Annotated in this window: 23 protein-coding genes; 5 read left to right on the forward strand and 18 right to left on the reverse strand. The window is 68.5% G+C overall.

What is annotated here, in order from left to right:
* Positions 1-143: 143 nt before the first annotated feature.
* The 6 genes from ACFWY9_RS17360 to ACFWY9_RS17385 all read right to left on the reverse strand — a co-directional run bounded on the left by ACFWY9_RS17360 (position 144) and on the right by ACFWY9_RS17385 (position 5,955).
* Positions 144-1,355, reverse strand: a complete 1,212-nt coding sequence (locus ACFWY9_RS17360) for a cytochrome P450 (RefSeq protein WP_378339253.1) — start codon at positions 1,353-1,355, stop codon at positions 144-146.
* 26 nt (positions 1,356-1,381) lie between these two features.
* On the reverse strand, positions 1,382-2,608 hold the full coding sequence (locus tag ACFWY9_RS17365) for a cytochrome P450 (RefSeq protein WP_378326390.1): 1,227 nt from the start codon (positions 2,606-2,608) through the stop codon (positions 1,382-1,384).
* A gap of 30 nt (positions 2,609-2,638) precedes the next feature.
* The gene (locus ACFWY9_RS17370; protein ID WP_378326391.1) at positions 2,639-3,469 is read right to left on the reverse strand and encodes an ABC transporter permease; all 831 of its coding nucleotides are present in this window, start codon (positions 3,467-3,469) and stop codon (positions 2,639-2,641) included.
* Positions 3,466-4,464 carry an ATP-binding cassette domain-containing protein gene (locus ACFWY9_RS17375; protein ID WP_378339254.1) on the reverse strand — a complete coding sequence of 333 codons (999 nt, stop codon included), beginning with the start codon at positions 4,462-4,464 and terminating at the stop codon, positions 3,466-3,468. Before ACFWY9_RS17375 ends, ACFWY9_RS17370 begins: the two co-directional genes overlap by 4 nt.
* Before the next feature lie 39 nt (positions 4,465-4,503).
* Complete coding sequence (locus ACFWY9_RS17380) at positions 4,504-5,349, reverse strand: DUF4097 domain-containing protein (RefSeq protein ID WP_378326393.1); 846 nt, start codon at positions 5,347-5,349, stop codon at positions 4,504-4,506.
* Positions 5,350-5,424: 75 nt separating this feature from the next.
* A complete protein-coding gene (locus ACFWY9_RS17385) occupies positions 5,425-5,955 on the reverse strand; it encodes a YlcI/YnfO family protein (RefSeq protein WP_378326394.1) in 531 nt (176 codons plus the stop codon).
* A gap of 95 nt (positions 5,956-6,050) precedes the next feature.
* Here ACFWY9_RS17385 and ACFWY9_RS17390 point away from each other — a divergent pair, with 95 nt between their 5' ends.
* Positions 6,051-6,506, forward strand: a complete 456-nt coding sequence (locus ACFWY9_RS17390; RefSeq protein WP_378326395.1) for an AAA family ATPase — start codon at positions 6,051-6,053, stop codon at positions 6,504-6,506.
* A gap of 25 nt (positions 6,507-6,531) precedes the next feature.
* Here the strand turns inward: ACFWY9_RS17390 and ACFWY9_RS17395 are convergent, their stop codons facing one another.
* Both ACFWY9_RS17395 and ACFWY9_RS17400 read right to left on the reverse strand, forming a co-directional pair.
* Positions 6,532-7,347 carry a DUF72 domain-containing protein gene (locus ACFWY9_RS17395; RefSeq protein ID WP_378339283.1) on the reverse strand — a complete coding sequence of 272 codons (816 nt, stop codon included), beginning with the start codon at positions 7,345-7,347 and terminating at the stop codon, positions 6,532-6,534.
* Between the two features lie 83 nt (positions 7,348-7,430).
* Positions 7,431-8,354, reverse strand: a complete 924-nt coding sequence (locus tag ACFWY9_RS17400; RefSeq protein ID WP_378339255.1) for a hypothetical protein — start codon at positions 8,352-8,354, stop codon at positions 7,431-7,433.
* Positions 8,355-8,524: 170 nt separating this feature from the next.
* Between ACFWY9_RS17400 and ACFWY9_RS17405 the strand changes: the two genes are divergently transcribed.
* Both ACFWY9_RS17405 and ACFWY9_RS17410 read left to right on the forward strand, forming a co-directional pair.
* Entirely contained in the window at positions 8,525-9,103 is a 579-nt protein-coding gene (locus tag ACFWY9_RS17405; RefSeq protein ID WP_378339256.1) for a hypothetical protein, read from the forward strand.
* Between the two features lie 510 nt (positions 9,104-9,613).
* Entirely contained in the window at positions 9,614-10,870 is a 1,257-nt protein-coding gene (locus ACFWY9_RS17410) for a DUF222 domain-containing protein (RefSeq protein ID WP_378339257.1), read from the forward strand.
* A gap of 253 nt (positions 10,871-11,123) precedes the next feature.
* On the opposite strand, the gene ACFWY9_RS17415 is transcribed toward ACFWY9_RS17410, so the two are convergent.
* The gene (locus ACFWY9_RS17415; RefSeq protein WP_378339258.1) at positions 11,124-11,504 is read right to left on the reverse strand and encodes a winged helix-turn-helix transcriptional regulator; all 381 of its coding nucleotides are present in this window, start codon (positions 11,502-11,504) and stop codon (positions 11,124-11,126) included.
* A gap of 98 nt (positions 11,505-11,602) precedes the next feature.
* Here ACFWY9_RS17415 and ACFWY9_RS17420 point away from each other — a divergent pair, with 98 nt between their 5' ends.
* Positions 11,603-12,010: a RidA family protein gene (locus ACFWY9_RS17420; protein ID WP_378339259.1), complete on the forward strand. Its 408-nt coding sequence runs from the start codon at positions 11,603-11,605 to the stop codon at positions 12,008-12,010.
* A 99-nt stretch (positions 12,011-12,109) separates the two neighbouring features.
* Positions 12,110-13,474, forward strand: coding sequence for an amidase (locus ACFWY9_RS17425; protein WP_378339260.1), 1,365 nt, complete (start codon positions 12,110-12,112; stop codon positions 13,472-13,474).
* A 3-nt stretch (positions 13,475-13,477) separates the two neighbouring features.
* Here the strand turns inward: ACFWY9_RS17425 and ACFWY9_RS17430 are convergent, their stop codons facing one another.
* The 9 genes from ACFWY9_RS17430 to ACFWY9_RS17470 are packed head-to-tail and all read right to left on the reverse strand — an operon-like array spanning position 13,478 to position 22,445.
* Positions 13,478-13,969, reverse strand: a complete 492-nt coding sequence (locus ACFWY9_RS17430) for a hypothetical protein (protein ID WP_378326402.1) — start codon at positions 13,967-13,969, stop codon at positions 13,478-13,480.
* Positions 13,966-14,460, reverse strand: a complete 495-nt coding sequence (locus tag ACFWY9_RS17435; protein ID WP_378339261.1) for a hypothetical protein — start codon at positions 14,458-14,460, stop codon at positions 13,966-13,968. The genes ACFWY9_RS17430 and ACFWY9_RS17435 overlap by 4 nt, the downstream gene beginning before the upstream one ends.
* Positions 14,460-15,692 carry an MCE family protein gene (locus tag ACFWY9_RS17440; RefSeq protein WP_378339262.1) on the reverse strand — a complete coding sequence of 411 codons (1,233 nt, stop codon included), beginning with the start codon at positions 15,690-15,692 and terminating at the stop codon, positions 14,460-14,462. Before ACFWY9_RS17440 ends, ACFWY9_RS17435 begins: the two co-directional genes overlap by 1 nt.
* Positions 15,689-16,912 carry an MCE family protein gene (locus ACFWY9_RS17445; protein ID WP_378326405.1) on the reverse strand — a complete coding sequence of 408 codons (1,224 nt, stop codon included), beginning with the start codon at positions 16,910-16,912 and terminating at the stop codon, positions 15,689-15,691. Before ACFWY9_RS17445 ends, ACFWY9_RS17440 begins: the two co-directional genes overlap by 4 nt.
* Before the next feature lie 50 nt (positions 16,913-16,962).
* The gene (locus tag ACFWY9_RS17450) at positions 16,963-18,156 is read right to left on the reverse strand and encodes an MCE family protein (protein ID WP_378326406.1); all 1,194 of its coding nucleotides are present in this window, start codon (positions 18,154-18,156) and stop codon (positions 16,963-16,965) included.
* Positions 18,153-19,184, reverse strand: coding sequence for an MCE family protein (locus ACFWY9_RS17455; RefSeq protein ID WP_378326407.1), 1,032 nt, complete (start codon positions 19,182-19,184; stop codon positions 18,153-18,155). Before ACFWY9_RS17455 ends, ACFWY9_RS17450 begins: the two co-directional genes overlap by 4 nt.
* The gene (locus ACFWY9_RS17460; protein ID WP_378339263.1) at positions 19,181-20,245 is read right to left on the reverse strand and encodes an MCE family protein; all 1,065 of its coding nucleotides are present in this window, start codon (positions 20,243-20,245) and stop codon (positions 19,181-19,183) included. The genes ACFWY9_RS17455 and ACFWY9_RS17460 overlap by 4 nt, the downstream gene beginning before the upstream one ends.
* The gene (locus ACFWY9_RS17465) at positions 20,242-21,588 is read right to left on the reverse strand and encodes an MCE family protein (protein WP_378326409.1); all 1,347 of its coding nucleotides are present in this window, start codon (positions 21,586-21,588) and stop codon (positions 20,242-20,244) included. Before ACFWY9_RS17465 ends, ACFWY9_RS17460 begins: the two co-directional genes overlap by 4 nt.
* Positions 21,585-22,445, reverse strand: a complete 861-nt coding sequence (locus ACFWY9_RS17470; protein ID WP_378326410.1) for an MlaE family ABC transporter permease — start codon at positions 22,443-22,445, stop codon at positions 21,585-21,587. Before ACFWY9_RS17470 ends, ACFWY9_RS17465 begins: the two co-directional genes overlap by 4 nt.

Consider the following 22,445-nt stretch of genomic DNA (forward strand, 5'->3'; position numbering starts at 1 on the left):
GTATGGTGGTCTATCTGGGCCGGGCGCCCGCGGGGTCGTATTTCGTGGAGATAAACCGGGGCGGGTATATGGGGGCGGGGGCCCCCGCCGAATTCGGCGGCGGGGCCCCGCGACCCCGGGGCGCCCCCGCCGATCCCCCTTACCTACCCCCGGTCCCAGGTGACCGGAAGACTGCGCACGCCGTAGATGTTCTGGTGGTCGGGACGCAGCGGGACGTCCTCGGGCGGGACGGCCAGCCGCAGCGTCGGGAACCGGGTGAACAGCGCCGGGAAGGCGACGCGCATTTCGACCCTGGCCAGCTGCTGGCCGAGGCACTGGTGGATGCCGTGGCCGAAGGTCACGTGCCCGGTGGCCTTCCTGGTCAGGTCGAGGACGTCCGGATCTGCGAACTTCGCCGGGTCACGGTTGGCGGCCTGCATCGAGATCGTGACCGACTCCCCCGCCTTGATCACCTCTCCGCCCAGCTCGACGTCCTCCAGCGCCGCCCGTACCCCGGTGTGCGTGATGCTCAGGTAGCGCAGCAGTTCCTCGACGGCCCCCTCGGCGATGCCCGGATCGGCGCGCAGCGCGGCGGCCTGCGCGGGGTTGCGCAGCAACGCGAAAGTACCGAGCGCGAGCATGTTGGCGGTGGTGTCGAGACCGGCCCCCAGCAGGAACGTGCCGAGTCCGGCCAGTTCCTCGTCGGTGAGGTCGCTGGCGGTCAGCTCACTGAGGATGTCGTCGGTGGGCTCGGCACGCTTGGCGGGGACCAGCTGACCCACGTAGTCCATCAGCGCGGCGTACGCGGCCATCTGCTCTTCCGGGGTGATTTCGGTGCTGCCCACCGTCGCCGCATACCCCTGGAAGGCCTCGCGGTCGGCATAGGGCACGCCGAGCAGTTCACAGATCATCACCGCGGGAATGGGATGCGCGAACGCCTGGACCAGGTCCACCTCCGGGCCCTGCCGTTCCATGGCGTCCAGGTACTCGGCGGTGACCTGCTCGACGTGGTCGGTGAGCTGCCGCATCCGGCGCACGGTGAACCGGGCGGTGAGCAGTTTCCGGTAGCGGGCGTGCTCCGGGTCGTCGATCCCGGTCAGGTCGCCGGGCGGCGCGGGCGGTATCTCGATGCCCTCCGCCCCCGGCATCGGATAGTGCGACAGCTCGTACCGCGAGCTGAAACGCCGGTCGGCCAGTACCGCGCGGACCTCCTCGTAGCCGGTGACGAGCCAGCCGACGTGCCCGTCGGGGTAGGTCAGCCGGGTCAGCGGGCGCTGGTCGCGGATCCGGCCCAGCTCGGCGGGCGGGTCGAACGGGCACCCCGCGGGACGTGCCACGGGAAGGTCGCTGAGGCCGGCGATCGCTTCGTTCTGCATCGTGCACTCCACTCGTTCGTGTTCGGTCAGCGGTCCGTGGTCGTCCAGGTCACGGGCAGTTCGTGGACGCCGTAGATGTTCATGTCGGTCTTGAGCTTCACGTCGCCGGCCGGAACGGCGAGCCGCAAGCTCGGGAAACGCCGCAGCAGCCCGGTGAAACCGGCCCGCATCTCGATGCGGGCCAGCTGCTGGCCGAGGCACTGGTGGACGCCGTGGCCGAAGGACAGGTGGCCGCGGGCCTTGCGGTGGAAGTCCGGCGTGTCGGGGTCGTCGAAGCGGCGGGGATCGCGGTTGGCGGCCAGCAGGGCGACGACGACGGTCGATCCCTCGGGAATGGTTTCCCCGCCGAGTTCGATGTCCTCGGCGGCGTAGCGGTAGAAGATGTCCGCAATGGACAGATAGCGCAGGAGTTCCTCGACCGCGTCGGGCATCAGTTCCGGATCGGCGCGCAGTCCGGCCAGCTGCCCGGGATGCTCCAGGAGCGCGAAGGCGCCCAGCGCCAGCATGTTCGCGGTGGTCTCGTGACCCGCGAACAGCAGCAGGAAGGCCACCCCGACCAGCTCTTCGATGCTGAGGTCCTCATCGCGGGCCAGATCCGACAGGATGTCGTCGCCGGGTTCGGCGCGTTTACGCGTGACCAGTTCGGCCAGATACGAGGTCATCGCCTCGTACGCGGCCATCTTTTCCTCGAGCGTCACGTCCTTTTCCAGGAACTTGGTGGTGTTGACCTGGAAGGTGTCCCGGTCGGTGTACGGGACGCCGAGCAGCGCGCAGATCACCAGCGACGGAACCGGCAACGCGAATTCCCTGACCAGATCGACCGGCGGAGCCAGCCGCGCCATTTCGTCCAGCTGCCGTTCGGTGATCTCGATGATCTGTGCTTCGAGCTGGTTCATGCGCCGGACGGTGAAGGCGCCGGTGAGCTTGCGCCGCAACCGGGTGTGGTCCGGCGGGTCCATGGCGACGAACATGCCCGGCGTCTGCGGGGACGGTTCGGTTTGGACGGGCATGCCGGGCGTCTCGAACGGCAGGTGGATGATGCCGAGGTCCTGGCGCGAGCTGAACCGGGTGTCGGCCAGCAACTGACGGACCTCGTCGTAGCCGGTGACGAGCCAGCCCTCATGGCCGTCGGGGAAGATCAGCGGACTGACCGGGCGCGCCTCCCGCAGCCGGGTGAGGTCGCGGGGCGGGTCGAACGGGCCCGCGTCGCGCTCCATCGGGAGGCCCCGCGGAACGGGAACCGTGTGAGTCATCGGATTTCCTTACGTGGCAGGCGAACTTGCTCAGCGGGAGTACTCGCGGTTGAACAGCTTTTTCGACCAGAGGTAGCTGCCGAGGGCGATGACGGCACACCAGCTGAGCGCGATCCACCAGTGGTTCCCGACCGGCTTGGCCATCAGCAGGCCGCGCATGGTTTCGATGATCGGCGTGAACGGCTGGTACTCGGCGAACCAGCGCAGGCCGGCGGGCATGGAGCTGGTGGGCACGAACCCGCTGCCGAGGAAGGGCAGCAGCATCAACGGCAGCAGGATGTTGCTCGAGGACTCGACGCTCTTGCTCACCAGGCCGAGCGCGACCGCGAGCCAGACGAGCGCGAACGTCACCACCAGCAGGAAACCGGCCAGTGCGAACCACGCGCCGACCCCCGCGGCGGGCCGGAAACCGACGAGCAGCGCCACGCCGGTCACGACGGCCGTGCTCAGCACCGCCTGGATCACGCTGCCCAGCACGTGCCCGGTCAGCACCGAGACGCGGGCGATGTGCATAGTGCGGAACCGGGCGATGATGCCTTCGGTCATGTCCATCGCGACCGAGACCGTGGTCCCCTGGACCGTGGCCGTGATCGTCATCAGGAGGATCCCCGGCGCCAGGTAGTTGACGTACTCGGCGCGCCCGCCGGCGGCTCCGCCGAGCCCCGCTCCCATCGTGCCGCCGAAGACGTAGACGAACAGCAGCAGGAAGATGATCGGCATCCCGATCAGCTGCACGGTCATCGACGGATAACGGATCATGCGCTTGAGGTTGCGGCGCAGCATCGTCGCCGAGTCGCGCAGCGGATGGAACCGGAGGCCGGCGGGAGCCGGTCCGGCGAGGGCGTGAGCGGCGGTGCTCATCGGATGGTCACCTTCCCGTTCTGGGAGTTCTCGTTCGCGGAGGTCTGGTTCTCGGAGTTCTTCGGATTGCCGGTGAGGGCGAGGAAAACGTCGTCGAGGTCGGGGGTGTGCACCGACAGCTCGTCGACCTCGATGGCACGCTCGTCGAGGCTGTCGATCAGGTGCTTCAGCGAGCGGAGGCTGCCGTCGCTGGGCACGCGCAGCGCGAGCGCGTCGTTGTCGTGCGAGACCTCGCCCAGTAGCCGCGTCGCCGCGTCGAGGCCGTGGGTGTCGGCGAACCGCAGGCGGACGTGCCCGCCGGGGATGCGGCGCTTCAGCTCGTCCGCGGTCCCCTCGGCGACGAGCCGGCCGTGGTCGAGGACGCCGATCTTGTCGGCCAGTTCGTCGGCCTCCTCCAGGTACTGCGTGGTCAGGAAGATGGTGACGCCGCTGATCACGAGTTCCCGGACGATCTGCCACATGCTCCGGCGGCTGCGCGGGTCCAGGCCGGTGGTCGGCTCGTCGAGGAAGATCACCCGCGGGCTGCCGACCAGGGTCATCGCGAGGTCGAGTCGCCGCCGCATCCCCCCGGAGTAGCTCGACGCCGGTTTCCCGGCCGCGGCGACCAGGTCGAACTGCTCCAGCAGCTGGGCGGTACGCCGCCTGCCCTCGGCCCGGCCGAGGTGGTTCAGATCCGCCATCAGCCGCAGGTTCTCTTCGCCGGTGAGCAGGTTGTCCACCGCCGAGAACTGGCCGGTGACGCCGATCGCGGCACGCACCGCGTCGGGTTCGCGCGTCAGGTCGTGGCCCGCGACCCGGGCGTCCCCGGCGTCGGCATTGATCAAAGTGGACAGAATCTTGACCGTGGTGGTCTTCCCGGCGCCGTTCGCGCCGAGCAGCGAGTAGACCGTGCCCCGCGGCACGTTCAGGTCGAGCCCGTCGAGCACGACGTGATCGCCGTACGCCTTGCGCAGCCCCTTCACCGCGATCGCGGCCCGGGCGTGGTCGGTGGTCATGGTTCCCCCTGGAAAGGTTGGCAGGTAAGCGGAAAGGGATCAGGAACGGCGGATCGTGATGTCGCCGTAGGAGGTGCGGGCACGCACCTCGACGGTCTCGTCGGACTCGTCCGGCCGGGTGGCGCTCTCCATCAGGTTGTGCACCTGCCCGAAGCCGGTGTGCACCTCGAGCCAGGCAGCGGTGCCGTCGGCGACGCCGACCTCGAGGTCGCCCATCGAGGTCGCGAGCATGACCGAACCGCGGACCACCTCGCCGATGCGAATGCCGCCGTTGGCGGTCTTCGCGTCGACCCCCGCGCCTGCCCTGCCGACGAAGATGTCGCCGTTGGCCGCCCGCGCCCGGACTTCGCCGGCGACCGCGTCGAACTCGGTGTTGCCGTTGGAGTTCTTGACGACCACCGAGCCCTCGACCTCGCCGATGCGGACCTTGCCGGAACTCGTGTGGATGTCGGCATTGCCCGCGACGCCGTCCGCGGTGACGTGGCCGGTCGACGTGTCCAGGTGCAGCGAGCCGGTGTGCTCGAACTGGAAGTCCCCGACGGAGGTCTTCAGCCGGCACTCGCCGAGCCTGCCGGTGGCGCGGAAGCCCCCGACCTGCGCGTCGCCCGCCACGTGCGAGCCGGTGGGCAGTTCGATGGACACCGTGACCGACCTGGTCTTGCGGGAGAAGTCGAACGCCCGCGCCTTCGGGCCCTTGATCTGCAGGCGGCCGTTCGCGTACTCGACGCGGACCTGGCCCGCGGCCTTCACGTCGGACTCGTCGGCCGGGTTGGTCGGACGCACTTCGACGACCGTGTCGGCGCGGTCGCTCGCGCTGAACCGCACATCGCCGACACCGAGTTCGAGCGTCACGGAAATCGGTTCGGGTGTCTCGAAAATGGGCATAGGTGTCCCCTCGGAACGGGTGGATGAGACGTCCCCGCAGGTCAGGGACGTGGTGGTGGAAAGCGGCTCCGGTGGCTAGCGCACCCAGCCGGTGTACTTCTGCTTGCCCCATTTGCCGGCGTAGGACTCGGGGCGCTGCTGCTGCTCGCGGCCGGAGTGCCGCAGGCTGGCCGCGGCAGCCCGGACCAGCCAGGCGTTGACCGAGCGGCCCTCCTTGGCGGCCGCCTCCTCGACCGCGGCCTTGAGCTGCTCCGGAAGGCGTACGTTGATCCGCGCGGTGGGACCGTCCTCGGCGATCGGCGGCCCGTCGTCCAGATCGGCCGCCGGTGCCTCGGTCTCGGCCGCGTCCGGCCCCGCCTCGGCGGGCGGCGTGGTCACCACGAAGTTCGGATCGCGTCCCCGCAGGCGCACCTCCACCGATCCCGGAGCCAGGTCCCGGGTGATCTCGTCGGCGGCGGCCGCCAGCGCGTCCAGCAACGTCATCCGGATCGCCGATTCGAGCGACCCGGTCAGGCGCTCGACCAGCGCACGCGACTCCTCGCCACCCGCTTCGGCCAGGGTGGCGAACTCACTTCCGAGATTGCGTACATACGAGGTCAAGTCCATGGCACCACTATGGCACACGTGTGGCACCACCGCAAGCCATGTTGGCTCAGAAGGTGCCACACGTGGCACCGGCGCGTGCCACTACGGTGTGCGGAGTGAAGCGGGTACTGGTCACCGGGATGTCGGGAACGGGCAAGAGCACGCTGCTGGACGAACTCGCGGCACGGGGTCACCGGACCGTCGACACCGACTACGGCGGCTACCACGAGACGATCGACGGCGAACGGCTCTGGCGCGTGGACCGGATCGGCGCCCTGCTTTCCGAGGTTTCCGCCGCGCCCCTGTTCGTGCAGGGCACGACGCGGAACCAGGTCCTGTTCTATCCCCGCTTCGACCACATCGTGCTGCTCAGCGCTCCGGCCGACGTCCTCGTCGAGCGGCTGGCCGCCCGGACGACCAATCCCTACGGGAAAACCTCGGCGGAACTCGCCGAGACGCTCGGCTATCTCAAGACCGTGGAGCCGCTGCTCCGGGAGTCCGCCACGCTCGAGGTGGTCACGACGGTGCCGGTCGGGCGAGTGGCCGACATCGTTCTCGAGCACGTGCTCTGACGCCCGCGCCCGCCGGCCACGCGGATCAGAACAACGTCATCGGCTCATGCGACTCGGGTTCGGGCAGCGGCTCCAGTTCGGGTAGACCCGCGCGTACCGCGTCGTGAAACTGACGGGCCAGCACCAGCGATCCGGCGTTGTCGGGCGTATGGAGGAACACCGTCGGCGAACGGCCCTCGCGCAGCCACGCGGTGACGACGTCGATCCACGGCCGCCAGCCCGCGACGGTGGCATCGACGTCGTCGCGTCCGTGGTAGCGCACGATCGGGTACTCGGTGAGGGCGCGGGTGCGGCGTGCCACCCGCGGCTTCTTCGCCCAGGCCTCGCGCTCGCCGGGGCTGACCGGGCGAGCGGCGAACAACGTCGTGGTGTCGAACGGCATCCATTCGGCGCCGACCCGCCCCAGCACGTACTCCAGCTGCCGCGCGGCCTTGTCGTCGTCGAAGAACGCGCGATGGCGGACCTCGACGGTGTACCGGTAGGTCGGCGGCAACTGCCGCAGAAACCCCGCCAGCACACCGAGATCGGTCGGCCCGAAGGACGCGGGCAGTTGCAGCCACAACGCGTGGGCACGCGGCCCGAGCGGTTCGATCGCGTGCAGGAACGCCCGCAGGTCCGCCTCGGCACCGGTCATCCGCCGTTCGTGCGTAATGGTTTTCGGCAGCTTGACCACGAAGCGGAACTCGGGGGCGGTCTGGTTCGCCCAGGACTGGACGGTGTCCCGCGCGGGTGTCGCGTAGAAGGTGGTGTTGCCCTCCACCGCGTTGCACCAGCCCGCGTAGGAGCGCAGCCGTTCCCGCGGATTCGGCTGCAGCTCCTGCCAGGCGGTGTGCGTCCACATCGCGCATCCCACATGAAGCCGCATGCCCGCGACGTTAGTCCCCGTACGTTCTTGACCTCGACACCGGCGTCGAGGTCGCGGCCTCATCCCGAGGCGAGCAGGTCCAGTCCGAGGTGCGTGCAGCGATGCCGCACCGCCTTGCCTTCCCGCTGCGAGACGACCAGCCCCGCCGCGCGGAGGGTCTTGGTCTGGAGGGAGGCCGCGGCGACGGTGACGGACAGCTCCTTGGCGAGTTCACTGGTGGTGCGGTCGAAGGTCAGCACACGGAGCGCTCTGGCACGTGTAGCGCCGAGCAGGCCGGAAAGCGGATCGGCGGCCGCGCCGGAGGTGAGCAACGGCAACGGGGTCAAGGCCGGGTAGATCAGTATCAGCGGGCCGTCGCCGTACCGCGCGATGAGCGGCGGACCGGCCCACAGCAGTGACGGCTGCAGGCTGATGCCCTGCCCGGTGAGCGTGATGTCGACCTCCCGGGGGAAGTCGATCTCCAGTGTCATGTCCCGCCACCGGATCGACGGGGACAGCCCGGTCAACGTGGCGCGCAGGCCGTCCCGCGCGAGAATCCGGGCGCGCCAGGCGGTTTCGGCGTGGAAGCTCGCCCGCAATCGAGGCCAGGCCTCGGCAAGGGTGGCGCGATAGGCCGTGCGCAGCGCGCCTTCCAGTACCTTCCAGGCCTCCTTGTCCCGATCGGCGAGCCCACGGACCCATGGCGTACGGGGCCGGTCGATCGCGCACACCCGCTCGAGCTCGGCGCGAACGTCGAGCCGCGAGGCCGACATCACCCGGTCGACCCCCTCGTCCATCGTGGGGCTCGGCGGATCGAGGAACATCGGGCCCGCGCCGAGCGGCGACACCAGTTGCGCCAGCGGGCTTCCTTCGACCGCGAAAGTCCGCGCCATCCGATGCCGCCACGGGGCGAACGCCGGATGCGGATCCCGGCGCTGCAGCATCTGGATCGCCAGCGTCAGCTCACCCAGCGGCGCCGGATGTTCGGCGATCGAAACGCGCAAGAGATCGTCCACAGTACAGCGAATGCGCAGCACTACTCCCCCCAGCGTAGTCACATTCAAGCCTGAACTTGAACCATTGTGGCACCCGCGCGCGCCGCACCACAATCGCGACGACGGGGTAATTCCTTCCTCGCGTGATCATCGTCTTTGTCCGGAAACAGGGAGATTTCATGCGTTCGAAAATCAGACTGCTCTGCGGCGGCGCGATGCTGGCATTGCTGGCGGCCGCGACGTTCACCAGCCCGGCGGGCGCCACCTCCGGTGGCTTCACGGGTCAGCTGCGGAGCGCGGGCTTCTCCGCGGCCCAGGCCGCCGAACTCCAGAGCACGATCGACCACGACCCCGCGGCGCGAGGCGGAAAACAGGTGGCAGCCAACAGAGTCGAGGCCGCGGACGGTTCGGCCATCACCTACACCCTGCCCGGCGAGAAGTACGCGCACCTGCTGGGTGACGGCCTCGACGGCAACGACGCCAGGACACCGTTCGTCCTGTGCTCCTACGGTGCCTTCTGCGGCTGGCCGAAAGCGAACTACGAAGGCAGCGGCCGCACATGGGCGGCCTGCGGCAAGTACTTCGAGATTCCGGACGGCTGGAACAGCGGCGGTTCGTGGATCAACAACCAGACCCACCACTACACGACGTCGATGTACGGCAAGAGCCACAACCACGTGTTCACGACCGACCCCGCCTACTCCTCGGACTCGCACGGCAACTGGGGCCCGGTGTGGTACGTCAGGAACAACTGCTGAACGCGGGGGCGCGGGTAGGTTTCGCCTGCCCGCGCCCCCGCGTTCACGCCCGCTGCCATTTTGTCCTTTGTGGACATTAAAGCAATGAGGGGCTCCTTTGGCGCAGTGGATGCGCCACCCCCTCGACACATCGACGGCGCTCACGGAGCTGGCCGCACAGGCATCATGAGACAACCAGCTCTTCACACCCCAGCCACGGTCCACCCGGCTTCACGTAAGCATTTCCGTGCCGAAGCGCCCAGGCCGAAGGCCGTCTTGGCGCGAACTCCACTACCTCACCCTTCGCCAACGTCAAGACCACCAGTGCCGGAGAAGCACGCAACCGCACCGAAGAGCCGTGCAGTAAACGGCACCACTCACCCTGATCACCCCAAGGCCCGCGATCATCCGACACCGCATCGCCAGCTACCACCCGGCCCGGGAAACGCAGCCATACAACCACAAATTCGAGGCATGCACTTCACTCGATCGTGTCGCACATATGTTCTACTAGCGCGGTATGATGGTGGTGTGTCCGGGAATCTGTCCACTCTGGAGCCGCCGCAGGAGCTGTGGCGGCGATCCGGTCGCGCACTCGCCGACGAGGTTCGTACCCGGCTGGAATCCCTGTGGCGCCTGGACGCCGAGCTTGGCCAGTACCTCGCGGAGATCGACTCTCGCGGTGCGTCCGAGCTGTACGGGTACGGATCCACCGCCGCGTGGTTCGCACACATGGCACGGATGTCGCGCGGTGAAGCCAAAAAATACCTCGACCGAGCCCACGGGCTGAATCCCGGACGCAACATCGACGGTAGCGAACTCCCAGCCGCCGCGCCAGCAACGCACGCGGCCGCACTCGACGGTGAGATCGGGCCGCACCACAGCGACCGGATCCTCGGTTTCCTCAAGAAGGTCCCCGCTTTTGTGTCCGACGAGGACAGAAGCAGCGCCGAGAAAATCCTCGTCGAACTCGCCCGCCACGCCACACCACAGGAAGTAGTCAAGGCCGCCGACGAAATCCTGGCCCGCATGGACCAGGACGGGAAGCCACCGAAGGACCCGGACCCGCCAGAGCGCAAGCCCGAGTTACGGTTGCGGCAGCGGAAAGACGGCTGGTACGACATCGACGGCCAGCTCGACCCCATCACCGGCACTCGCCTCAGCGCCATCCTCGATCCCCTGGCCACGCCCCGGCCTGCAGGGGAGGACAGGTGGCCGGATCTGCGGTCGCCGTCCCAGCGGTACGGGGAAGCCTTCGGCGAAGCCATCGCGATACTCGCCAATGTTCCGGACGTCCCCGGGGGCGACCGCGCCCAACTCCTGGTCACGGTGACACTGGATGACCTGAAGTCGAAGCTGGGCACCGCGTGCCTGGACATGGTCAGCACCATCACCGCCACCGAAGCCCGCATGCTCGCCTGCGACTGCCACGTCATCCCCGCAGTACTGGGAACCAAAGGCGAACCCCTCGACCTCGGCAGAGCCAAACGACTCGTCACCCCAGCACTACGGAAAGCGCTGGTCATCCGAGATGGCGGCTGCGCCTTCCCCGGCTGTCACCGCAAGCCCCGACACTGCGACGCCCACCACATAACCCTCTGGACCCACGGCGGACTCACCGTCCTCCGGAATCTCGTCCTGCTTTGCGGAGCGCATCACCGACTCCTCCACAAAGCCGACTGGTCGGTCCGCATCGCCGAAGACGGACTCCCCGAATTCATCCCGCCAGATTACGTGGATCCGTTACGCACACCCAGACGCAATATTCTCCACCGATTCGTCCCGTGAACAGAATACGAGTAAGCCCTTCACACCAACGGCGTGACTCAGGGTGCAGCCGAGTGACTGACGGGACGAAAGTATGGCGGCGCCGCGACATGTGCGCTTGTCCTTTGTGGACTTCGGCGTCGTGAGTCGGCAACGGACCGTTCGCGACATCGGGCAGCACCCACGGACCCGGAAACCTGAGCGAGAAAACCCCATGTGCCATTCGCGACCCTGCGATCCACCGCCACGCGTGACCCGCGCCGGTGCGCCGGAGTCAGGCGTCGAAGCGATGGCGGGAAGCCTCGATGTCGCCGAGGTAGCGGTGGGTCCACGCGCACATCCCGTCGATCGTCGCGCGGAGGCCCTGGCCCGGTTCGGTGAGGGTGTACTCGACGCGGGGCGGCACGGTGGGATACACCGTGCGTTCGATCAGGCCGTTGCGCTCCAGCATGCGCAGGTTCTGGGTGAGCATCTTGTGGCTGATGCCCTCGACCCCGTCCCGCAGTTCGCTGAAGCGCAGCGTGCCGTCGCCCAGGCACTCGATGATCAGCAACGCCCACTTGTTGGCGATGTCCGAGAAGATCTCGCGCGCCAGCGAGTCCGCGCGTGTCAGGTCCGCGTCCTCGGGTGAGCCTGTGAACTGCTGGGTCCCCATATGGTTCCTCAGTTACCGAAAAGTGCGTTCTTCCCTGTCAGCGCACACTCTCCTACGGTTCCTGGGTAACCGCAAGTGACTACGAAAGGCAGCCGACCATGACCGTCACCCTGATGAACCCCGCCGGATTGCCGGAGATCGGCGTCTACCGGCAGGTGGCGATCGCGAGCGGGTCGAAGCAGATCTTCGTCGCCGGGCAGGTCTCGTGGGACGCCGACGGTGTCACGGTCGGCGAGGGTGACCTCGCCGCGCAGGTCGAGCAGTGCTACCTCAACGTCGGCATCGCGCTGGCCGCGGCCGGTGCGTCCTTCGACGACGTGACGAGGCTGAGCGTCTACATCGCCGACTGGACGCCCGACAAGATGCCGCTGTTCCTGAAGGGCGTGGCCAAGGCGTCCGCGAAGCTCGGGGTGACCCCGCTGCCGCCTGCGACGCTGCTGGGTGTCACGTCGCTGGCCATCGCCGGTCATCTCGTCGAGGTGGAGGCCACCGCGGTCCTCGACTGAACCGGCTGAGGCCGCCGGAAAGAACAAGACTGCACCTTTCCGGATTTCCGCTCTACCGTCGCCCGCACCGACAAGCACGGGAAGCGGGGCGGACGAGCGATGTCGCAGCTGTGGCAGCAAGGCGCGGGGGAACTGGCCGGGCGGGTACGGGCAGGCGAGGTGTCGGCACGCGAGGTGGTGACCGCGCACCTCGAACGGATCGAAGCGGTGAATCCCCGGCTCAACGCGATCACGGACGTACTGGCCGAGCAAGCCCTGGAGGCCGCGAAAGTCGTTGACAGGGAAAGGAAAACCGGCCCGTTGTGCGGGGTGCCCATGACGGTGAAGGAGAACATCGACGTCGCGGGGTCGGCCACGACACACGGCGTCGTCGCGATGCGGGAGGCGATCGCGCGGGAGGACGCGCCGCACATCGCCGAACTGCGCGCGGCGGGGGCTATTCCGCTCGGCCGCACGAACATGCCCGAGTTCGGGATGCGCTGGCACACCGACAACGCGTTGCGCGGCGCCACCCGCAATCCGTGGTCGGCCGGCCACACGCCCGGCGCGTCCAGCGGCGGCGACGCGGTCGCGGTGGCCACCGGCATGGTGCCGCTCGGCATGGGCAACGACGGCGCGGGCTCGCTGCGCTGGCCCGCCCAGTGTTGCGGGGTCGCGGCGTTGAAACCGTCGCTGGGACGCGTGGGGATGGCGATGCGGGCACCGGTTCCCTTCGCGTTCCAGCTCCTCGCCGTGCACGGGCCGATCGCCCGTGAGGTGCGGGACCTGCGGCTGGCGTTCGCGCACCTGTGCGGCCCGGGTGCGGACCCGTGGTACGCGCCGGTTCCGCTCGACGGTCCGCCGCTGCCCAAGCACGTCGCGCTCGCGACCGGCGGCGCCGTGGCCCCGCCGATCGCCGAGGCGCTGCGGGCAGCGGCCGCAGCGCTGACCGACGCGGGGTACGTCATCGAAGAGGCCGAGCCGCCGTACTTGGCGAGAGCGAGCGAGATCGTCATCCAGATCATGCTGAACCACGGTCGTGTCCACGAAGGACAGCCGCCGGTCGAGACCATCGCGTCCGCCGACTTCGTGCGGTTCTGGGCTGCCTTCGAGCCGGTCTGGACGCGCGCCGCCGGGCCCGCCGCGGTCGACCCGATGGCCGAACGCGCCATCATCGCGCACGCCTGGCACGACTGGATGTGCCGGACGCCGCTGGTGCTCGCGCCGATCCGCACCGCACCGGCGTTCCGGGTCGGCGAGGACCTCGATCCGGACTGGCTCTCGGCCTGGCCGGAGAGTCTCCGCACGGCGGTGGCGGTCAACCTGCTGGGCCTGCCCGCCGTCGCGGTCCCCACCGGGGTGGCGGACGGTCTGCCGCAGGCGGTGCAGGTCATCGGGCCGCGGTTCCGCGAGGACCTGTGCCTCGACGCAGCCGCCGCGATCGAGGCACGAGCCGGACGCCTGACCCCGATCGATCCCCGCTGACCGCTACAGCGGGTCCAAACGGGACAGCCGCCATCGGCCGTCGACCCGTTTCGCGGTGACGCTCAGCTGTGCCACCGAAGTCTGGGGCGCGCCGCCACTAGGCGCCAGGGTTTGCTGGTCCAGGAACAGCAGAACCGACGCGTCATCGCCACGCAGCTCACGCACCCCGAGGGACCGCACTGTCGTGGTACGCACCAGTTTCTGCTCTTCCGCCCGCTTGCGCGCGGACGCGAACTGGTCCCGGTACTGGGAAACCGCGTCCCCGACGAGCACCTCGGCCGCCGCCCGCTCGGTACGGGCGAGGTTGCCGTAGTCGTAGGAGAACACCGCCTTGACCGCGGCACCGACCTGATCGGACACCTCGGCCGTCGCGGGCTGGTCCACCAGTGCCGCGTTGTCCCCTGGGTCCAAAGTAGACACTTCGACGCCGAACCACACCGCGCAGCCCAGTGCCACGACGACGATCCCCGCCAACACCTGCGACAGACGGCTCATGACCCGGCCGCCTGCACCCCGCCGACCTTCCACGCGTCACCATCGCGCGCGAAGTCGACGGTCAGCCGGTTCAGCTTCGGGGCCGGGGCGCCGTCGGCGGTGCTGACGCGGACGTTCAGCACCGCCATGAGCCGCGCGGTCCCGGCACCGACGTCGAGCTGGGTCACCGCGGCCTGAACAAGCGACGCGGTGGACACGGTCTTGGTGGTGGTCGCGCGATCGATCTGGAGTTTCCGGTCCCCGGAGAGATCCTTGCCGTACTGGCCGGTGGTGGCTGCGATCCAGCGGTCCACGTCCTGCGCTGCGGTGCGGTAGTTCATCGTGTTCAAGGCGACCAGTTCCGTGTTCGCCGCCGCCAGGACCGCGTCACGTTCGCGGCCGCGGGCCTGCGCGTCGTCGTGCGCGGATCGCCACCACGAGAAGCCGGTCCACGCCGCGGCGAGCACCGCCAGCACGGCGGCGACCGCGAGAACGCGCGGAAGACGGGCCATCACGAGCCGCCCAGCAGCGCGCCCAGCCCGCCCTTGGGCTGCCCGGTCAGCAGGTTCAGCATGCCGGGAAGCTGGTTCTGCCCCGCGGGCTGTTCCTGCTGCTTAGGTGCCGCCGGGATCGCCGGGGGCTTGCCCGCGTATGGGGCGTTCTGCGAGCCCCGCACCCCGGTGGGGCTGCCCGGCGGCTCGGCGCAGTAGGCCTTGGTATTCACCGGGATTTCGCGGGTGTCGTTGGCGGGCCGTTGCTGGGTGCCCTCGTATCCCTTGGTGCAGGACGCCGGGTCGAAGAAGTTCAGGACGAACCCGAGGTGCCCGGTGCCGTCCGGCGAGGTCGTCGGCGAGAACGCCGAGATGATCGGGTAGGCCACGAGCAGTTCCTCGACGGCGTCGGTGCGTGCCGAGGTGATCTGCGCGGTGGTCAGCGTGTTCGCGAACAGCACCCCGAGGTCGGTGCCGGACTTCGCGAGCACGTCACTGATCTGGCGGCCGAGCTGCGGTGCCTCGTCGATCACCTTCCGCAGATCCGGGTCCGACTTCTTCAGCTGCCCGGCGATCGTGCGCAGCCCGCTGGAGAACTCGGTGATGTTCGCGGCCTGGCGCTGCTGGGTGTCGAGCACGGTCCGTGAGTTCGCCAGCAGGCCCTGGGTCTGCGGCAGGTACTGCATGGCCGCGGTGGTCAGCGATCCGGAGCTGTCCAGCAGCCGTTGCAGGTCCGGACCGGCGCCGGCGAACGCGGTGTAGGTCTCGTCGACCACGGTACGCAGCGAGTCCGGGTGCACCCCGGCGACCAGCTTGTCCAAATTGGACAGCACGGTGTCCGGGGCGAGCGGGATCGAGGTGCGGCCCTGGTCGATCACCGCGCCGTCGGCCAGATACGGGCCGGTGTCGTGCTGGGGCAGCAGATCGACGAACTGCTCCCCCACCGCCGACCGGTTCGACACCTGCGCGCGGGTGTCGGCGGGGATCTTCGGCCCGCCCTTGTCGAGGTCCATGGCGACGTCGACGCCGTGATCGGTGAGCTTCATCGACGTCACCCGCCCGACCGTCACACCGCGGTAGGCGACCTCGGCGTTGACGAAGATCCCGCCCGAGTCGGCGAGTTTCGCGGTGACGACGTAGCCCCGGGTGCCGAACAGCCGGTCCAGCCCCGCGTACTTCCCACCCGCGTAGACCACCGAAACGACGGCGATGATCATGAACGCGAGCAGCCGGATCCGCGTCGCCTTGGTCATCGGCCACCCCCGAACAACGTCCCCAGCACGCCGCCGATACCGCCGAGCGGATTACCGTTCTGTCCTTGCGTCGTGCCCGGCGCCTGCGGCGGGTTGATCGGCGGCAGGGGCAGCGGGGGTGGCGGGGAGCCGTTGTTGAACGGGATCGCGCCCGGCGCCCCGGTGCCCTGCGAACCCGGGATCGGCAGGAACGGCTGCGAGGAGCTGGAAATGTTGTGCAGCAACGTGTCCAGGTCGAGGTCGACGGTCGCCTCGACGTTCGCGTAGTCGCCCTTGATCACGTTGCCCGCGTAGTCCGGGAACGGGTAGGTGAGCAGGATCTGCAACGCCTTGGGCAGGTTCTGCCCGGCCTCGCCCAGTTTCAGCAGGATCGGCTGCAGTGCCTTGAGATTCGCGACGAGCTGGTCACGGCTCTTGGTCACGGTGTCGACGGCGACTCCGGACAGCTTGTTGAGCGACTGCAGCATCCCGACGAGCTGGTCACGCTGGTCGGTGACGATCTTCAGGCCCGGCGCCAGATTGTCGAGCGCGTTGCCCAGGTTCTGCGTCTGCCCGGTCAGCGTGCGCGACAGCTTGTCGAGCCCGTCGATGGCCCGCAGGATCTCGCCCTTGTGCCCGTCGAGCTGCGTGGCCAGTTCGTCCACATGCGACAGCAGTGCGCGGATCTCCGGTTCGTTGCCGGACAGGGCATCGTTCAGTTCGTGGCTGATCTTCTGCAGCTGCTCGACACCCCCGCCGTTGAGCAGCAGCGACAACGCGCCGAGCACCTCTTCGACCTCGGGGTTGCGGTTGGTCCGCGCGAGCGGGATCTGCGCGCCCTCGCCGAGTTTCCCCTCGGCCTTCTCCGCCGTGGGGGCGCGCAGGTCGACGAACTTCTCGCCGAGCAGGCTCGACTGCCGCAGCTCGGCGTGCGCGTTGGCGGGCAGGGAGATGTCGCCGTTGACCGTCATGGACACCACCGCGGTGCGGGTGTCCGGGGTGAGGGTCACCTTCTCGACCCGGCCCACCGCGACGTCGTTGACCTTGACGCTCGCCTGCGGCACCAGATCCAGCACGTCGGTGAACTGCGCGGTGATCCGGTACGGGTGGTCGCCGATGTCCGCGCCGCCGGGCAGCGGCGTGCTGTAGAGGCCGTTGAACCCGCCGTCGCTGCAGCCCGCCAGCACCAGCACCCCGGCCAGCACCCCCGCGATCCGCCGTCGATGTGCCCTTAAGGCCACCTTGCGGGCGTCTGATGCCCGTAAGGTGGCCTTAACGGCATTGCGCCGCTTCACTTCTTGCCTCCGGAGAGCTGGGTGAGGACGTCGGTGACCGGCAAGGGCAGCGGCGGGAGTTCGCCGGTCTGGAGCGAGGCGATCACCTGCGAAAGGCTCGGCAGCTTCAACGTCCCGTCGAGCACCGGCGCGAGTTTCTTGCACATGTTCCCGATCACGTCGGGAATCTCCTTCGGTGTCCCCGCGCTGATCAGGCGGCACAGGGTGAGCACCGGCGGATGGGTGATCTCGTTGAGGTTGTCCCGCACGGCGATGGTGCCGGACGCGGCGTCGTAGGAGTTGATGAAGTTCGTCGCGCCCACCGGGGCGACGTCGAGCACCTCGGCCAGCGAGGAGCGCTGGTCCACCAGCACCTTCGTCAGCGAGGCCAGTTTGTCCACATTGGACGCGAGGGCGTCCTTGTTGTCCGCCACGAACGTCTTGACGTCGCCGAGCGCGCCGCCCAGCGAGCTCAGCGCCGCGCCGACGTCACCGGAGTCCGCGGCGAGGAAGCCGCTCACATCGGCGACGCGTTTGTAGAACTCGTTGAGCTGCGCGTCGCTCTGCGCCAGTGCGCCGGTGAACGAGTTCAGGTTCTGGACCGTGCCGAACAGGTCGTCCTTCGAGTTGTCCAGCGTCTTCGCGAGATCCGCGAGCCGCCCGACCGTCGAGTTCAGGTTGGCCCCGTTGCCTTTCAGGTTCGCCGCCGCGGTGTCCAGCGCGTTCGACAACGCCCCGTTCTTGTTCGCCCCGTCCGGCCCCAGCGCGGTGGAAAGCTTGTCCAGACTGGCATACAGGTCGTCCAGCTCGACCGGCATCGCGGTGCGTTCCTTCGGCAGGACCGTGCCGCTGGCCAGGGTCGGCCCGCTGTCGTAGGCGGGGGTGAGCTGGACGTACCGGTCGCTCACCAGGCTCGGCGCGACGACGACGGCGCCCGCGTCGGCTGGGATCTGCACGCCGTCCACCCGCATGTCGACCCGCACGGCGTCGCCCTGCGGCGTCACGCCGGTGACCTCGCCGACCTTCACGCCCAGCACGCGGACCGACGATCCGGCGTAGAGCCCGACGGTCTTCCCGAAGTACGCGCTCAGCTTGGTGCCGTTGCCGTCCCGCTGCACCAGCCACAACACCGCCGCCAGCAGGAGAACGGCCACACAGCCGAACGAAACCCAGGTGACGACCTTGCGCCCGCCCCGTGTAGTGATGGTCATCGGCCACCTATCCCCTGGTTCGGCGCGGCGATCGGCGGGGTACAGCCCTCGGGGTTGATCGTCAGCCCGCCCGCGATGATCGTCGGCGGCAGCAGCCCGCACAGATACCCCTCGAACCAGCGGCCGTTGCCGGTGGCGTTCGCGCCGACGCGGGCGAACGGCGCCATCAGCTGCAGGCTCTTGTCGAGGTTGCCCTGGTTGCGCTGCAACACATCGGTGACCTTCCCGAGCTTCTGCAGCGTCGGTTTCAGCTGCGTACGGTTGTCCGCCACCAGCCCGGACAGCTGCGCCGACACCTGCTGCGTCCCCTTCAGCAGCGAATCGATCGCCGCCTTGCGGTTCTGCAGCTCGGTCAGCAGCAGGTTCCCGTCACTGATCACGCGTTGCAGCTGCGCGTTGCGATCCGACAGCGTCTTCGAAACCTTCCCCGTGTTGGCCAGCAGCGTATGTAGCTCGGTGTCCCTTGAGGACACTGTCTTCGACAACGCGGACAAGCCGGACAGCGTGTCCTTCAGATACTGCGGGCTGTCCTTGAGACTGTCCGACAGCACGTTGAAGCTCTCCGCGAGCTGCTTCGTGTCGATGTCGCCCACGGTGCTCGACAACTGCTGGAACGCGTCCTGCAACTGGAACGGCGTCCGCGTGCGGGCGACCGGGATCGTGCTGGCCGGATCCTGCGCGCCCGCTCCCTTCGGCTCCAGCGCGAGGTACTTCTCCCCCAGCAGCGTCTTGATCTCGATCGACGCCGAGGAGGCGTCCCCGACCCGGACGCCCTTCACCCGGAACTTCACCAGCACCTGCTTGCCCGCCAGGCCCACCGACGTCACCTCGCCGACCTTGACGCCGGCGACCTCGACCTCGTTGTCCGGCTCCAGACCGGCCGATTCGCCGAAGTACGCGGTATACGTGACGCCGTTGCCGAACAGCGGGAGCTGATCGGAGAAGTACGTCGTCAGCGTGACGAGCACGACCAGCACGAGCGCGATCCCGCCGACAACGGCCTGGTTGCGGTCCTTCAGTCGTTTCACGGGCCGCACCTCTCCGGTCGCTGGGTCGCGGGCAGGGGCAGGATCGGCAGCTCGATGTTGAGCGAGGAGATCCCGATCCGGCCGTTGATCCCGCACAGGTAGTAGTTGAACCAGCTGCCGTAGCTCAGCGTGCGGGTGAACTTCTGCAGGTTGCCCGGCAGCACGCTGAGCAGATGGTCGAGCAGCTGTTCGGAATCGCCGAGATTCTGCGACAGCGTGCCGAGCTTGTCGACGTCGTCCTTCAACGCGGGGCGCGCGTCCGCGAGCAGGCCGGTGGTGGCGTTGGTCAGCTCGTCCAGCGCGCCCACCGCGTCCCCGATCGGCTTGCGTTGTTCGGCGAGCCCGCTGACCAGCCGCTGCGTCTGGTCGATGAGATCACCCAGCTGCGGGCCGTGCTGGTTGACCGTGCCGAGCACGGTGTTGAGATTCCCGATGACGTCGCCGATCACCTTGTCCCGCCCGGCGATCGACGTCGTGAGCGACGCCGTGTGCGCGAGCAGGCTGGAGATCGTGCCGCCCTCGCCCTGGAACACGCGGATGATCTCGCCGGAAAGCTGGTTGACGTCCTTCGGGCTCAGTGCGCGGAAAAGCGGCTTGAAACCGTTGAACAGCACGGTGAGGTTCAGCGCGGGCTTGGTCCGCTCCGGTGGGATGGTGCCCCCTTGCGGCAACGTCTTCCCGTCCGCGACATCGGTGCCGAGCGCGAGGTACCGCTGCCCGACGAGGTTGCGGTACTTGATGGTCGCGGTCGTCGACGCCGGGAGCTTGTAGGTCGTCTCGACGTCGAAGTGCACCTCGGCGAAGTTCTTCTCGCCTGCGTCTTTCCCCTCGCCGCCCGCCCCTTCGGTGATCCCGATGGCTCCGACCTGCCCGACCTTCACCCCGGCGATGCGGACGTCGTCGCCGACCTTCAGCCCGGAGGCGTCGGCGAACTTCGCGGTGTACCCGGACTGCGCGCCGAAGTTCGTGTTCGCGATCGTGGCGCCGAGGATCCCGGTGAGCACGACGGTGACCGTGGCGAAGATCAGGATCTTCACCAGCGAGGGCACGAAACTCCTCACTTCAGCTCCACCTCCGCTCCGCGGTACAGCGGCCCGACGAGCAGGCTTCCCCAGCCCGGCGCCTGATCCGGCGCGACTCCGAGCGCGGGCGACATCAGCAGGTCCATCAGCTGCTGTTCGTCCGGCGACCCGATCACCGACGACCCGCCCGACCCGCCGGGTGCGCCGCCCCCGGACGTCACCGGGCCGGGCAGCCTCCCGTCGGGTGACTTCGGCGGCGCGGGTTTGCTGGAACCGTCCTGGATCGGGCCGTCCGGCGGGTACTGCGGCCAGTGCCCCGGTTTGGGCACCTGCGGATAACAGCGAGGGCCGCGTTTGTCGGTGTACTTCGGCTCGTCGACGCCGGGCAGATACTTGCCCCGGCTGGAGGTGAATTCGATCGTGACGCGGCTGACCTCCGGATGCGCGGTGCCCTTGCCGAAGGCCAGTTCCGCGTTCGGCACCGAATCGGCGAGTTGCTTGAGCATGCACGGATATTCCGGCGCGTACTTCGCCAGCACGTCCAGCGTGGGCTGGATCGCGGTGGTGAGCCGGATCAGGTTGTCCTTGTTGACGGTGAGGAAGCTCGTCAGGTCGGTCGACGCCGCGGACACCGTCGCGTACAGGTCGGCGAGGCCACGTTGCTTGTCCACCAACGTTTTGCTGGTCGTGGTCAGATCCGACAGCGCGGTGATGAGGTCCGGCCCCGCCTTGTCGTAGATGTTCGAGACGTTGGCCAGCCCGGTGATGTCGGCCTTGAGGTTCGGCAGCGACGGATTCATCTTGCCCAGGTAGTCCGAGAGCTGCGCCAGTGTCTGGCCGAGCTGTTTCCCGCGTCCGTCCAACGCCGTCGACACCGCGGTGAGTGTGCTGGACAGCTTTTCCGGTTGCACCGCCTGCAACAACGGCATGACGTCGCCGAGCACCTTCTCCAGCTCGATCGCGGAACTGGTGCGATCCTGCGGGATCACGTCCCCCGCCTTGATGTGCGGTTCGGGCTTTTCCGGCAGTTGCAGCGCGACGTACCGCTCGCCGAACAACGTCTTCGGCAGCAGCCGCGCCGAGACGTTCGCCGGGATCACGCCGATCTTGTCCGGTTGCAGCGCGAGATCCAGCGTCGCGTGATCCCCGCTCGTACGGACGTCGCGGACCTCGCCGACGAGCATCCCGCGCACCTTGACGTCCGAGCCCACCCGCATCTGGCTGCCCACGTGGTCGGTGTCCAGCCGGACCAGCGTGACCGAGGTGAACGCCTTGTCGTAGAAGGCGATCGTGAGCGCGAAGAACAGCGCGGCGACCACGAGGAAGACCAGCCCCAGCACCTGGTGCCGGAGTCTGTGCAGCACATCCACGCGAGCACTCATCCAGAAATCCTCACCGTCGTGTTCGCGCCCCAGATCGCGAGGCTGAGGAAGAAGTCCAGCACCGAGATCAGCACGATCGACGTACGCACCGCGCGGCCCACCGCGACTCCGACCCCGGCGGGCCCGCCACTGGCGTTGTAGCCGTAATAACAATGGGAAAGGATCACGATGACGGCGAACACCATCACCTTCGCGAAGGACCAGAGGACGTCTTCGGGCGGCAGGAACAGCGTGAAGTAATGGTCGTAGGTTCCCGCGGACTGGCCGTAGAGCCAGATGGTGATCTGCCGCGAAGCGAGGTACGACGAGAGCAGGCCGACGGCGTAGAGCGGGATCACCGCGGTGACCCCGGCCAGCACCCGGGTCGTCACGAGGTAAGGCATGCTCGGCACGGCCATCACTTCCAGCGCGTCGATCTCCTCGGAGATCCGCATCGCGCCGAGCTGGGCGGTGAACCCGCAGCCGACGGTGGCCGAAAGCGCGAGCCCGGCCGAGAGCGGCGCGACCTCACGCGTGTTGAAGTACGCCGAGATGAACCCGGTCAGCGCGGCGGTGCCGAGCTGGTTCAGCGCCGAATACCCTTGCAGGCCCACGATGAGACCGGTGAACAACGTCATCCCGATCATCACGCCTAGCGTCCCGCCGATCACCGCGAGACCGCCGGTGCCGAAGCAGACCTCGGTCAGCAGCCGCAGGGTTTCCCCGCTGTAGCGGCGAATCGTGCGCGGCGCCCAGGCGAGTGCCCGCGCGGCGAAGGAAAGCTGCTTGCCCAGCCCCTCCAGGCTCGCGCCGGGACGCGCGATGACTTCCAGGGTCCGGTCGGACACCAGGGGTTGCTGGATCGGTTCGGCCGTCAT

This window comes from Amycolatopsis sp. NPDC059027 (assembly GCF_042739735.1).
Taxonomy (GTDB): Bacteria; Actinomycetota; Actinomycetes; order Mycobacteriales; family Pseudonocardiaceae; genus Amycolatopsis.

Excerpts from the sequence above, each read along its gene's own strand:
- ACFWY9_RS17360 (WP_378339253.1), bottom strand. The coding sequence starts at position 1,355 with ATGCAGAACGAAGCGATCGCCGGCCTCAGCGACCTTCCCGTGGCACGT.
- ACFWY9_RS17365 (WP_378326390.1), bottom strand. The coding sequence starts at position 2,608 with ATGACTCACACGGTTCCCGTTCCGCGGGGCCTCCCGATGGAGCGCGAC.
- ACFWY9_RS17370 (WP_378326391.1), bottom strand. The coding sequence starts at position 3,469 with ATGAGCACCGCCGCTCACGCCCTCGCCGGACCGGCTCCCGCCGGCCTC.
- ACFWY9_RS17375 (WP_378339254.1), bottom strand. The coding sequence starts at position 4,464 with ATGACCACCGACCACGCCCGGGCCGCGATCGCGGTGAAGGGGCTGCGC.
- ACFWY9_RS17380 (WP_378326393.1), bottom strand. The coding sequence starts at position 5,349 with ATGCCCATTTTCGAGACACCCGAACCGATTTCCGTGACGCTCGAACTC.
- ACFWY9_RS17385 (WP_378326394.1), bottom strand. The coding sequence starts at position 5,955 with ATGGACTTGACCTCGTATGTACGCAATCTCGGAAGTGAGTTCGCCACC.
- ACFWY9_RS17395 (WP_378339283.1), bottom strand. The coding sequence starts at position 7,347 with ATGTGGACGCACACCGCCTGGCAGGAGCTGCAGCCGAATCCGCGGGAA.
- ACFWY9_RS17405 (WP_378339256.1), top strand. The coding sequence starts at position 8,525 with ATGCGTTCGAAAATCAGACTGCTCTGCGGCGGCGCGATGCTGGCATTG.
- ACFWY9_RS17415 (WP_378339258.1), bottom strand. The coding sequence starts at position 11,504 with ATGGGGACCCAGCAGTTCACAGGCTCACCCGAGGACGCGGACCTGACA.
- ACFWY9_RS17420 (WP_378339259.1), top strand. The coding sequence starts at position 11,603 with ATGACCGTCACCCTGATGAACCCCGCCGGATTGCCGGAGATCGGCGTC.
- ACFWY9_RS17425 (WP_378339260.1), top strand. The coding sequence starts at position 12,110 with ATGTCGCAGCTGTGGCAGCAAGGCGCGGGGGAACTGGCCGGGCGGGTA.
- ACFWY9_RS17430 (WP_378326402.1), bottom strand. The coding sequence starts at position 13,969 with ATGAGCCGTCTGTCGCAGGTGTTGGCGGGGATCGTCGTCGTGGCACTG.
- ACFWY9_RS17435 (WP_378339261.1), bottom strand. The coding sequence starts at position 14,460 with ATGGCCCGTCTTCCGCGCGTTCTCGCGGTCGCCGCCGTGCTGGCGGTG.
- ACFWY9_RS17440 (WP_378339262.1), bottom strand. The coding sequence starts at position 15,692 with ATGACCAAGGCGACGCGGATCCGGCTGCTCGCGTTCATGATCATCGCC.
- ACFWY9_RS17450 (WP_378326406.1), bottom strand. The coding sequence starts at position 18,156 with ATGACCATCACTACACGGGGCGGGCGCAAGGTCGTCACCTGGGTTTCG.
- ACFWY9_RS17465 (WP_378326409.1), bottom strand. The coding sequence starts at position 21,588 with ATGAGTGCTCGCGTGGATGTGCTGCACAGACTCCGGCACCAGGTGCTG.
- ACFWY9_RS17470 (WP_378326410.1), bottom strand. The coding sequence starts at position 22,445 with ATGACGGCCGAACCGATCCAGCAACCCCTGGTGTCCGACCGGACCCTG.